Genomic DNA, 12096 nt, shown 5'->3' with positions numbered 1-12096 from the left:
TTAGGACACTATTTTTCTGCTTGAGCGATTACTAAATTCATGGACACCAAAAAACAACCCGATTCATCCAATTGATTCAACGTTAGCTGAAAAGCGTCATATTCAGCTTGACTTAATTTACCTTTCTCGAACATTTCCAATAGTATTCTGTCCAAAAATAAATAACGGTTCGCTTCTTCCCTTGAACGCGTAACCATATTGAATGTCTGCAATTGTACCTGTTGAAATCCATTGGCAAGGAGATCAGTGGTCAGCTTATTGCCAGCCCAGCCGTTGTTGACTTTTTCGTCGGTCAGGTAATGACATATCTTGGCTTCTATATTTACATGTTGTGTGTAAAAAGTCAGGCTATTCCAGATGGTCTCTACGATAACCAAGGGCTGACCCTTGCTCAAGATGCGATAAACTTCGCGAAACATGTCCTGCGGAGCCGTCAGATGTTGAACAAGACGTTCCATCCGTACACCCGAAACACTTTCATCCTCGAAATCGAGCTGGTATACCTCACCCTGTACAAAACGAACATTGGAGCTATCTTTACTGCCTGACTTAGCATGGTCGATTAACGCAGCGTCGTGGTCCACGCCAACGACCTGTACAGCGCTTCCCAACATATTTGCAAGGTTGATAGCGTCCATCCCGGTACCACATCCCAGATCGGCAACAAGCCCTTCTTTGATCGTGTTGAAGGGGCTATAGGAATGTATTTTTAGTTGCTTAAGAAAGTCTCCGGTGTCCTGTAAATAACCGGCACCATAGTGTTTAGTATCCATTACAAAATATTTAGACTACGATGATCTACTTTGAGATCCGCAGATGTGTGTTGCAAATTTTTTATGACTTCATCAAGATCCCAACGATCTAGGTGGGGAATATCAATTTGATAGTGAATTTCAATCTCTTTATTTCGCAGGGTTTCAATCCGGACGATATTGGAGTTGTTTCGGAGCGAGAATATTGCCGCCCTGTTTTCCTGATCCGCCTCGGTTAATGTATCCAGATTTCTCATAATCATAACTGTTGCCAATAAATCCAACTTGGGATAGTAGAAAGTCCCGTTGTTGCCGACGCTGGTATCTATTCGATAGCCTACGCTCTCGGCCAGTTTTACGGTATATGGGGCGCATAAAGCAAATAACGATTTGATGCCGATCTGAGTACTGATCGCTGCCCCAGCCCTGGTAAGGAAAATACTGCCGATACCATAGCCGGCGATCTCACGGGAGTTCCATAGACCACAGCCCTCTCCGGTACCGTGAAGGGCGTAGTCGTATACTAAATCGTAGATACGTGCATCCATAGCGCCTGTAGCCTGTTCTATCGGTAGTGGCTCACTCCCTCCAGCGGCATGTATCCGGACTCCGCCATATACTTTCTCGCCATCAAGTGACTCTACAATAAGTACGAAAGACGCAGGATTATACATCCAGTCATTTTTGGATGAAGTAACTTTCTTGACACCGATTGCTGTCAAGACATGGGCATGCCCTTCTATAAAACGTTCACAGGTTTTGGGATCGTCGATAGCACGAAATGCTCTTAGTCTAACTACCGGACGCCCTTCGTTGAATAATAATGCCACCGAAATGCTAATTTATCGTTGAAACACAAAACTAATCAATAAAAAGCAAAGCTGTTTATCGGTCTGACAAATAATCCGCTTTATGATCTGCCTTTTACAAAAAAACACCCGCTGAATATGGCCCGGACACTGTTTAATGTTGATGATACTGCCACCGGAAACGGGTACGCGAATATCTTCCGCTTTTTGACGATCGCGGTCGTTATCACATTAACAGTAATTAAGGCAAAAAGAATGCATGGCGGTCTTCAGGTGAATCGTAAGACGCTTTGGCGAAAAAGGTAAAATTATTGTGGGATAAAAAAGACCGTAATCGCAGCAGCTGCTCCTCGAACATAGGTAGCCAAGCCTGTAAGCTTTTGATATTTATATCAGGAGGTAAGAACCCCTGAATACCAGTATTTTTTTTCGGCACAGGAATCGCTATCTTCATCCTTATGAAAAGACTGCTATTTTTACCCCTGTTTATGCTAGTCGGCGGGACTATTTCCATCGGAATGTCAGGCTGCGGTGACCGATCGAAAAAGACGGGTACCCCAAAGGCGGATTCTACTCAAATGGATTCTTTTGCAGTCAAGGATACTGCTGTAACGGATAAATTTCCGCCATTGCCGATCAACTATGATCAGACAAAGGTCTTGAAAAACCTATATGTGATCGACCGTGCTGGTGTGGTGTTGCGTCAGGGCGCTGATGAAAGTGCGCCGACACTTGGAAAGTATCCTTATGGTACCAAACTGGATGTAATTGCTGAAGAAGGCGAGTGGATTGCTGTGATGGATCGTATTCAACGGGATTATAAAGGGCCTAACGGCGAAACCAATGATGTCACACAATGGGAAAAAGTATATGTGGCGAAAGCTAAATTGGGGAATCAGGATAAAATTACGATATCACCCAAGGATTTAAATATCATTGTCTCACAGACGGTGAACGGAAAAGAAAGCTATTACGAAAAAGGACATCCATTGGACAAATATCTTTTTGTGGAATTGATCGATGAACAGACATTTCTAACCGCCCGAAATACGGCAAGGAATTATCTGATTAAGGATACATTGTCCTATACTAAAAACGGAAACGTTTTGGAGTTACCACTGACAAACGGGAAAACATTGACGTTCACAGATAAGGAGATAGACAATGAATCGGAAGCTCGCTATTCGTACATGGGACATTACGATTTTCTGAATGCCTATGCTGTTGCGGGAAACTATTGGGAAAGTGCTGATGTACGGCTTTTTGACCGAAAGGATGGGCATCTTATTGTGGAATGTGGCGATTATCCTTTTTTTTCGGCAGATAAAAAATACCTGATGACTTTGCATGCTGACCCCTATGAATCGACAGGTGATCTGCAGCTCTTCCACGTGAAACAAGGGAAAGTCACCCCAATGATTTCAGTAAGTTTTAAACAATGGATGCCAAGCTGGAAAGAGGAATTGTTATTCTGGGGAAAAGATGGACATATCTATGCCGCGGCCAATCACGTAAATGGTTACTGGGGTGAAGACGGTTCTTTAAGCGAACGGTCTCAATTTATCAGAATAAAGTTGCTTAAGTATTAGAATCAGGTTAAACAGGAGTTTTGTCAATTTAACTTATGGATACCGAACCATATAAATACTATTTTCTGTTTTAAGTAAAACTATTCTGGAGTGCACCTGTTGTATTCCATAAAATAGATTATAGTTTGTAATTTAGCTGGATGAAACTAAAAGTACTATCGTTGATTACCGCACTATGTTGTCCATTTTCGCTAGTAAGGGCTCAGAGGAAACCTTTACAGGAACATAATAGATGGATCTGGGGTCCTTCTGTAGGATATCAATATCAGAGTGGGAATTTCCTAAAAGTTTCAGGGTGGGGTCTATTTGCGCCGAACGACTTTCAGTACATGAAAATAGATGCTGGCGCAAATTTCAGTTGGATGCAAAACAAAACGACAGTCATTCCCGAAGTGGGCTTTACCTATTATTTGAATGACTTTGTACTATTTCCATTTGTTAAGGCCGAGCTTACTCCCTATACGATTACACCTAAAGTTGGCGCAAGTTTATTTTCCATTGTCGATCTGGGTATAGGTTATGGCTTTGATTACAATACAAAGAAGAACTTTAAGCCAATAGATGGTATTACGGTATCTGTGGGGGTGAATATCCCCTTGAATTTTCATCTTTATTAAAATGGTGAGCCATGCAAAATAGAAATATACTTTGGATAAGTTGTATGGTTATGTTGTTTGCTTTTGGAAAAAAGGCAACTGCACAAGACTATTTGATTGGTCCGACTTTGAGTTATCAGTTTCAGAAAGGGAGCATCATCAAAACTGGAGCTTATTTTGCATTTCCATTTGTAGGCGATAATATCCTTCGCGCAGATGCCACAGCCAATTTTACCTGGACACAGAACAAATTTGCGGTCATTCCTGAAGCGGCTTTTACCTATTATCCCCAAACCTATGTGCTGACCCCATTTGTACGTGCGGAAGTGACACCCTATACCTTTACCCCGAAAATCGGTGCCAGCCTGGCAACACTTTTAGATCTCGATTTTGGATATGGCTTTTCTATCAATGACAGGAAGGATTATCGGCCAATGAAGGGGTTTGCCGTGTCCCTTAGATTCAGTATTCCGCTGAACTATAGGCTAAATATGTAGGTTACTTTGTCTTTGTAATCTCGAATATAACCGCACTGAGGCAAAAAACAAAAATGTGTTTTTGGCCTTTTCCTTAGCTTCAAAAATAAATTTCCGAACAAGCCCATTGTGCTCACATCGTAGGTGCCTTTAATATAAGCATTGGCTAAATAGATCGGCTAACGATTTTTTCACTCCCCTTCTCCGGAGGACAGCAAAGCTGTGTGTTTAAAAATTAAGGTTAATAGCAGCTTCATTTTGTTGATTTTTATCCAAAAATGGAACGGAACAATTGCTTCCACGAAAAAGAGTGGATGAAATGTCAAAATATGATGATGAAATGTAGTATTCCGATTTTATGCTGTAAATTAATGCTTGGAATAAGAGCCGATCGTGTTAACGAGCGGTGTAAATTAAGTCACGGAAAGATGCGAATTACCATTTTAGATGACTATCAAGATGCTGTCCGAAAGTTGGATTGTTTCAAAATACTTGATGGTCATGATGTTCAGATATTGAAACAATCCTATACAGATCCTCTTGAACTGGCAGAAAAGCTAGAAAATACGGAGGCATTGGTGCTAATCAGAGAGCGAACAAAAATCACTGCAGATCTGCTCAGCAGGCTTCCAAACCTCCGGCTTATCAGTCAAACTGGTAAAATTTCCAACCACCTTGATCTGGCGACGTGCAGTGCTTATCAAGTTGCTGTCGCAGAAAGTATAGGTTCCCCGGTTGCACCTGCCGAACTGACCTGGTTATTAATTATGAATGGTTTGCGGAAACTACCACAAGCGATTGCGGCAATGAAAGCAGGGCAATGGCAAACGACTATAGGACAGTCTGTGGCGGGAAAAACGATAGGCATATGGAGCTACGGAAAGATCGGGCGTCGGGTGGCCCAATATGCCAAAGCCTTTGGCGCGGAGGTAATTGTATGGGGGAGCGAAAGCTCCCGAGAGGAGGCTGTGAAGGACGGATTCTTAGCAGCAGCAAATAAGTCGGATTTCTTCCATTTTGCTGATGTCGTATCCTTGCACCTAAGATTGGTGCCGGAAACCCGCAGTATCGTAAAATTGGAGGACCTGCGGTCAATGAAACCATCAGCCTTATTTGTAAATACTTCGCGTGCGGAATTGGTGGAACAAGGTGCGCTTTTGGAAGCTTTGAAAAGCGGGGCTCTCAGTGCCGCTGCGATTGACGTTTATGAGTCGGAACCTATTACCGACTCCAATTATCCATTGTTGCAGATGCCGAATGTAATTTGTACGCCTCACTTGGGCTACGTTGAAGAAAATGGCTACGAACAATTATTTAAGTTAGCTTTTGAGAATATTGTTGCTTTCGCACAGGGAGTCCCACAGCATATTGCTAATCCGGAAGTTCTGACCGGCTAAAGCATATCTCACCGAAATATTTAAATGAAAAATTTCACAAAACTTGATCAGCCTACGGGGCGTTTCATATACTTGGATGAGAAGGAATACCTCTTTTTTGGCGGCACATCCTATCTGGGCTTGGCAACGGATAATGCCTATGCCGAACTTTTTATTGAAGGAGTACAACGGTATGGCATTAACAATGGAACTTCCCGCAATAATAATGTGCAGCAGGCTATATTTGACCAAGCGGAAGAATATGCGGCCAAGCGATTTGGATTTGAAGCTGCGCTATTGCTGTCAAGCGGTTATCTGGCAACTCAATTTGTTGTCAAAACGCTGTCAAAGGAAGGAGAACTGCTTTATGCACCTGCAACCCACCCTTCGCTGTGGCTTGATATGAATCCAGGGATAAGCGGTGATTTTAGCTCTTGGGCTGTACGTACAGTCGATTATATCAATCGGTCCAAAACAAATTCATTTGTTATCGTTAGCAATAGCCTGGATAATATGAAGCCGGAGCGATATGATTTTTCAGTATTTGATACCATTGCAGCGAATAAGCAAGTGACCTTGGTATTGGATGATTCTCATGGAATCGCTGTGCTGCATGAAAATGGTATTTCTTTAGCTGATCGCGGTTTTTTGAGAGACAATATTGAGCTGATTGTGGTTGCTTCGCTGGCGAAAGGCCTGGCAACAGACGCTGGGCTTATCTTGGCTGGGCAACAACGGATAGAACAGTTTAAGAAGTCAAATTTTTACACAGGAGCCTCCCCGAGTTCGCCGGCAAGCCTCTATGCTTTTGTAAATGGAGAACAGATCTATCGCCAGCAATTTGAAAAATTACAGCGGAATATTGGGTATTTCGGATCACTCAGCAACGGACACCTAAATACCACCGCTAATTTCCCGGTCTTCTCTTCCGCAGATAGCGGTCTCTATGCAAGGCTAATGGCGGCGGGTATAGTGGTATCCAGTTTTCCTTATCCGCTTCCTACAGATCCATTATTGAATAGAATTGTTGTCAATGCACATCATACCTTAGAAGATTTAGAACGTATTAGCCATGCAATTGATATATCTTGATTTTTTTATGACATCCAATCAATCAACTTGTTGTAAATTAGGAAATTGTTGTTAATTTTGGGATTTATTTAGCGGTTTGTGCGTTGTGTAATCTCGTTAATTGATTGTAAATGTTTGGCTTTTGGAAGCTTATTTATCAAAAAAGTATTTAAATAATTTCCATTACTCATTTTAAAACAATACTTTTGCATCCCCAAACATTAGTTGGCTTAAGGGTTGAAAAATAAATAATTACAGTAAAATAGATATGACTAAAGCAGAAATTATTGCAGAAATCTCTAACAAAACTGGCTTAGAGAAGGTAGATGTTCAAGAGACCGTAGAGGCGTTCTTCAAAGTTGTCAAAAACGCAATGATCGGAGGAGAAAATGTATATGTAAGAGGTTTTGGTAGCTTCGTAGTCAAAAAAAGAGCTGAGAAGACTGCAAGAAACATTTCAAAAAATACAGCAATCATTATTCCAGAGCACTTTGTTCCTAGCTTCAAGCCTGCTAAGATTTTCGTTGAGAAAGTAAAAAATGGCAATAAATAATCTTTAAAATAGATTAAAATGGCAAAAACCAAACAAATAATAGTTATAGGAGCAGTAGTAGCCTTAGTTGCTGTGCTATTTGCGCAGCCTATTAAAGGTTTGGTGGACAAAGAAAAACAAACTGCTGCAGCATCTGAATCGAAACCTTCCAATGAAGTAAATTTGGAAAATATCTCTTCGATGACAAAACAAGGTTTAGATGCTAGTTTAGTCAAAGAAATTTCCGATATTGAGGCCCAAGTTGCAAAAGCTTCTGGTGAAGATAAGATAAAGCTGTTGCAACAGTTGGCAGATAAGTGGGACGATGTCGCAAAACCAGCCCCTCAGGCATTTGTGTATGAGGAAATGGCAAAGGTTTCTCCTCAATTTGAGTATTGGTTGAAAGCGGGTAATGCTTATCGTGCAGCTTACACAAACTTGCAAGATTCTACTTTAGCCCAAGCGCTTAACCAGAATGCGATTCATGCGTATGAGGCGGCACTAAAAGCAAATTCAAGTAGTCTTGATGCAAAAACAGGGTTAGGTGCTGCAATGGTATCTGGCACAAACAACCCAATGGCAGGTATTGCTTTATTGCGTGAAGTTGTTGCTGCTGACCCGAAAAATTTAGAAGCAAATAAAACTTTGGGATTGTTTTCATTACAATCCCGTCAGTTTGACAAAGCTATCGAGCGCTTTAAGACCGTTATCGATCAGAAGCCCGATGCAGAGTCTTACTTTTACTTAGCCACAGGCTACGAAAATATTGGGATGAAAAAAGAAGCTGTAGCTGCTTTTCAAAAAAGTAAGGAGCTGGCTGCTGATCCATCCCTATCACAATTCATCGACCGTAAGATCGGGGAATTGAGCAAGTAATTAATTTATTATTTTATAATCATTAAAAAATTTAGCTATGCCAAGCGGAAAAAAAAGAAAAAGACACAAGATGGCTACTCACAAACGTAAAAAACGTTTAAGAAAAAATAGACACAAGAAAAAATAGTCTTGTGATGAGCTTTTAAACATCTTGGCCCATTTTGCTGAGATAGCTTTACGAAACGATCTACATGTCTTTGAAGGGTATGTAGATTGTTTTTTTCGTAACAACGTTCTTTAAATGTTTAATCAGATACCAAAAATTGCGATAGGATATTGCATAGGTGTCAAAAATGAGTAGCTTTTGGTAAAGGAATTAATTATCGATTCAACTCCTGATAAAGGGGTAACTATTGCTTTACTACAAGACAAGCAGCTTGTTGAACTTAACCGCGAGCCCGCAAATAACAACTTCGCTGTCGGAGATATTTATCTTGGACGAATCAAGCGGATAATGCCGGGGCTAAATGCGGCTTTCGTAGATGTAGGCTACGAAAAGGATGCATTTCTACATTATTTAGATTTGGGTCCTCAGGTTCAATCTTTGCTAAAGCTTACACGTATCGTAAAGAATGGCAGTTATCAAGAGAAACTGCTCAATAGTTTAAAACTTGAAAAGGATATCGATAAAGCTGGTAAGATCTCTGATGTCTTGAGCAAAAACATGCTCGTGCCAGTACAAATCGCCAAAGAACCCATCTCAACAAAGGGACCTCGTCTGAGTTCAGACCTTTCAATTGCAGGTCGTTTTGTCGTTTTGGTACCTTTCTCAAGTACTGTTTCCATTTCCAAACGTATCAAAGGTAGTAACGAACGTAACCGCCTCAAAAAGATTGTCGAAGGTATTAAACCAGCTAATTTTGGCGTAATCATCCGCACAGTCTCTGAAGGTAAAGGTGTCGAGGAACTACAACGTGACTTATTGGACCTGATCTCAAAATGGGAGCTATTTACCAAACGTCTTCGTAATGCTGAACCACCACAAAAGGTTCTCGGCGAAATGGATCGTGCATCCACTATTCTACGGGATATCCTTACGGATGAGTTTTCGCATATTTATGTTAATGATCCTTCGATCTTCGAAGAAACAAAATCATATATACACGATATATCTCCTGATCTGGAGAAAATTGTAAAACTTTACAAACATAAAGAACCAATTTTCGACCATTTCGGAGTTGAAAAGCAAATCAAGGCAGCTTTTGGCAAGACTGTTACTTTGCCTGGCGGCGCGTATCTCGTTATCGAGCATACCGAAGCCCTGCATGTAATCGATGTCAATAGTGGTAACCGTTCTGCCAATAAGGAGAATCAGGAGGATAATGCATTGCTGGTCAATATGGAAGCAGCAAAGGAAATTGCGCGACAACTGCGTTTGCGTGATATGGGGGGAATTGTAGTCATTGATTTCATTGATATGCATAAGCCCAATCACCGAAAAGAGTTGTATACGTTCTTAAAAGAATGTATGGTGTCGGACAGAGCGAGACATACGATCCTGCCGCCAAGTAAATTTGGCCTGGTACAGATCACCCGTCAACGTGTAAGACCTGAAATGAATATTGTCACAAACGAGAAATGTCCGGCTTGTGATGGTACAGGTGAAATCCGATCAAGTATTGTCCTAATGGATGATATTGAAAATAATTTGAGTTTTATTCTTCAAGAACAGAATGAGAAAAAGGTGACCTTATGTGTTCACCCATACATAGACGCTTACATTAAGTCTGGTTTGATTTCTAAAAGAATGAAATGGTTTATGAAGTACGGAAAATGGATAAAAGTAAATCCGATGACGTCATATTATCTAACTGAATTCCATTTCTTCAATGCGAAGGATGAAGAAATCAAGTTATAATAGAAAGAGATTAACGAAAAGGGTTAGTAGGGATACTAACCCTTTTTTGTTTATATCCAATGGATCGCTATCCCATCCTTTTCCATTTTTCGGAAGTAGGTCATTTGACGTTTGGCATAACGATGAATTTCCGTTTCTAATTTGGTAAAGAAAGTGCTGTAATCCATCTCCCCAAGCAGATACAGGGACGCATATTTGTACTCCAAACCGTAATATTGCAATTGCTCGTGCGTAAGCCCTTCGGCCAGGAGTTGTTCCACTTCTTGCAGAAAACCGTTTTCTATACGCTCTTTCAGTCGCTTGCTGATGCCAGTCCGCCTTTTCTCTAAAGGTGGATTTAGACCAATAACGAAAACTTCTGGAGCTTGCTGCCCGGGTTTGAAGTCCGGGTTTTGTTGGAGAAACTCCAGGATTTCGATGGCCCGTATAATCCGTTTATCTGTGGAGTGGTCTATCTGAAAGTCCAAAGGACAGGTATAGGCCTTTAGCCGGTCTATTAACGCAGACCTCGTCTGGCCCACTAGCGCTTCTTTGAATCCTGTTATACTTGGAATCAGTGCATAAGGCTTTTGCTGGATAACGCTCTGCAGGTATAACCCCGTCCCTCCACACAAGATTGTATGTTTATCCTTTTTTAAAATGGATTGATACGCCTGATTGAAATCCATAATGAAATTTCCAAGATTGTATTTTGTCCCGGGTTCATGTATATCAATGAGATGATATGGAATATGCTGGTATTCACTAAGGTCTTTTCCGGTACCGATATCCATGCGTCGGTAAATTTGACGGGAATCCGCACTAATGATTTCGGCATCAATTTGCTGGGCAAGCTGAACGGCCAGTTTGGTTTTCCCGGAGGCTGTAGGGCCCAGTATAACGATAACTTTCTCTTTTGGAACATTTTCCTGTTCCAAAAGAGAAAGTATATGTTTTAATCTGTCTATCACACGACAAATTTAGTCCATTTTTCTGTTCCTTCGTTATTTTTTACAACTGTGTCAATGAAGGTCATTCCTCTTACACCATCGTTAACGTTTGGAAAATCTTGTTCCTCAGCGGTCGGTGTCCGGCCTTCACGTTTTGCGCTAACAGTCAACGCAAAGTTGCGGTAAATGTTTGCAAAGGATTCCAATAGACCTTCGGGGTGACCAGCAGGAATACGTGTATTATGCGTAGCGAAAGAACTTAATGTATATGGAGCAGCATAAGCGTTTCCAGTACGGTACAATTGACGTGGCTGATCGAGCATTTTGATGATCAGGTTGTTCGGATCCTCATTGGCCCACTCTAGTCCTCCTTTTTCCCCATAAATCCGGATACGGACAGCGTTCTCCTCTCCTGCGGAGATTTGCGACGCCATTAATACCCCTTTAGCACCATTTTCGAAACGTAATAATACCGACCCATCATCATCTAATAGGCGACCTTCAACAAATGTTGTCAAATCAGCACACACCTCTTCAATTTTTAGTCCTGAGACATATTCTGCAAGATGGGCTGCATGGGTGCCGATATCGCCCATAACCAAAGACTTACCAGAGCGTTTAGGGTCGGCGCGCCATGCTGCGCCAGCATTGCCCTCGCGTTCAGTTAAGCGGCTCAACCAGCCTTGTGGATATTCAACAACAATTTTTCTTATTTTACCAAAGTGACCTTCTTTCACCATCGCTTTGGCCTGTTTGACCATTGGATAGCCAGAATAGGTATGCGTCAGACATAATGTACGGCCTGTACGCTCTACGGTCTCTTGCAACTCTTTTGCCTCCTCAACAGATACAGTCATTGGTTTTTCAACCACAACATCGAAACCTTTTTCCATAGCTAACTTAGCAGGAGCAAAATGTAGGAAGTTAGGCGTAACGATCGTTACGAAATCCATGCGTTCGCCCTCAGGTAGCAAAGATTCTTTCTCTATCATCTCTTCGTAGTTTTGATAGACCCGTTCGGGGGCTACAAATAAGTCTTCTCCAGACTGTTTTGAAATCTGTGGATCAATGCTAAATGCGCCACAGACCAATTCAATCTTTCCATCCATAAATGCGGCGATGCGGTGTACAGCTCCAATAAAGGCATCATTTCCGCCTCCGACCATACCCATGCGAAGTTTTCTCTTCATAACGTTATTATTTTTGATTATTTATTTTTCAAATTTTTACAG

The 12096-nt window shown here is 41.5% G+C and carries 14 protein-coding genes; 10 read left to right on the top strand and 4 right to left on the bottom strand.

Annotated features, from left to right (window positions below; all coding sequences use genetic code 11):
- Positions 1 to 8 precede the first annotated feature (8 nt).
- Both ABDW32_RS12035 and ABDW32_RS12030 read right to left on the bottom strand, forming a co-directional pair.
- Positions 9 to 773, bottom strand: a complete 765-nt coding sequence (locus ABDW32_RS12035; protein ID WP_343562694.1) for a methyltransferase domain-containing protein — start codon at positions 771 to 773, stop codon at positions 9 to 11.
- Positions 773 to 1582 carry a hypothetical protein gene (locus tag ABDW32_RS12030; protein WP_343562692.1) on the bottom strand — a complete coding sequence of 270 codons (810 nt, stop codon included), beginning with the start codon at positions 1580 to 1582 and terminating at the stop codon, positions 773 to 775. The genes ABDW32_RS12035 and ABDW32_RS12030 overlap by 1 nt, the downstream gene beginning before the upstream one ends.
- Positions 1583 to 1699: 117 nt before the next feature.
- On the opposite strand from ABDW32_RS12030, the gene ABDW32_RS12025 reads away from it, so the two are divergent.
- The 10 genes from ABDW32_RS12025 (at position 1700) to ABDW32_RS11980 (ending at position 9935) form a co-directional block, all read left to right on the top strand.
- A complete protein-coding gene (locus ABDW32_RS12025) occupies positions 1700 to 1867 on the top strand; it encodes a hypothetical protein (protein ID WP_343562690.1) in 168 nt (55 codons plus the stop codon).
- Between the two features lie 152 nt (positions 1868 to 2019).
- On the top strand, positions 2020 to 3150 hold the full coding sequence (locus ABDW32_RS12020) for an SH3 domain-containing protein (protein ID WP_343562688.1): 1131 nt from the start codon (positions 2020 to 2022) through the stop codon (positions 3148 to 3150).
- Positions 3151 to 3290: 140 nt separating this feature from the next.
- Positions 3291 to 3767 (top strand): hypothetical protein, encoded by a 477-nt coding sequence (locus ABDW32_RS12015; RefSeq protein ID WP_343562686.1) that lies wholly within the window; start codon positions 3291 to 3293, stop codon positions 3765 to 3767.
- Between the two features lie 11 nt (positions 3768 to 3778).
- Complete coding sequence (locus ABDW32_RS12010; protein WP_343562684.1) at positions 3779 to 4243, top strand: hypothetical protein; 465 nt, start codon at positions 3779 to 3781, stop codon at positions 4241 to 4243.
- Between the two features lie 407 nt (positions 4244 to 4650).
- Positions 4651 to 5619: a D-2-hydroxyacid dehydrogenase family protein gene (locus ABDW32_RS12005; RefSeq protein ID WP_343562682.1), complete on the top strand. Its 969-nt coding sequence runs from the start codon at positions 4651 to 4653 to the stop codon at positions 5617 to 5619.
- A gap of 24 nt (positions 5620 to 5643) precedes the next feature.
- A complete protein-coding gene (locus ABDW32_RS12000) occupies positions 5644 to 6690 on the top strand; it encodes an aminotransferase class I/II-fold pyridoxal phosphate-dependent enzyme (RefSeq protein ID WP_343562680.1) in 1047 nt (348 codons plus the stop codon).
- Positions 6691 to 6937: 247 nt separating this feature from the next.
- Entirely contained in the window at positions 6938 to 7222 is a 285-nt protein-coding gene (locus ABDW32_RS11995; protein ID WP_028071165.1) for an HU family DNA-binding protein, read from the top strand.
- 18 nt (positions 7223 to 7240) lie between these two features.
- The gene (locus tag ABDW32_RS11990; protein ID WP_077436960.1) at positions 7241 to 8077 is read left to right on the top strand and encodes a tetratricopeptide repeat protein; all 837 of its coding nucleotides are present in this window, start codon (positions 7241 to 7243) and stop codon (positions 8075 to 8077) included.
- A gap of 37 nt (positions 8078 to 8114) precedes the next feature.
- Positions 8115 to 8204 carry a hypothetical protein gene (locus ABDW32_RS11985; protein ID WP_008506795.1) on the top strand — a complete coding sequence of 30 codons (90 nt, stop codon included), beginning with the start codon at positions 8115 to 8117 and terminating at the stop codon, positions 8202 to 8204.
- Between the two features lie 177 nt (positions 8205 to 8381).
- Positions 8382 to 9935, top strand: coding sequence for an Rne/Rng family ribonuclease (locus tag ABDW32_RS11980; RefSeq protein WP_077436961.1), 1554 nt, complete (start codon positions 8382 to 8384; stop codon positions 9933 to 9935).
- A gap of 50 nt (positions 9936 to 9985) precedes the next feature.
- Here ABDW32_RS11980 and miaA read toward each other — a convergent pair whose 3' ends face one another.
- Together miaA and ABDW32_RS11970 are read right to left on the bottom strand one after the other, a co-directional pair.
- Complete coding sequence (miaA, locus tag ABDW32_RS11975) at positions 9986 to 10885, bottom strand: tRNA (adenosine(37)-N6)-dimethylallyltransferase MiaA (protein ID WP_343562677.1); 900 nt, start codon at positions 10883 to 10885, stop codon at positions 9986 to 9988.
- A complete protein-coding gene (locus tag ABDW32_RS11970; RefSeq protein WP_343562675.1) occupies positions 10882 to 12054 on the bottom strand; it encodes a Gfo/Idh/MocA family oxidoreductase in 1173 nt (390 codons plus the stop codon). The genes miaA and ABDW32_RS11970 overlap by 4 nt, the downstream gene beginning before the upstream one ends.
- Positions 12055 to 12096: the final 42 nt, after the last annotated feature.

The sequence above is a fragment of the Sphingobacterium sp. genome (genome assembly GCF_039596235.1).
GTDB lineage: Bacteria > Bacteroidota > Bacteroidia > Sphingobacteriales > Sphingobacteriaceae > Sphingobacterium.
This window is presented reverse-complemented; position numbering and strand designations above follow the sequence as displayed.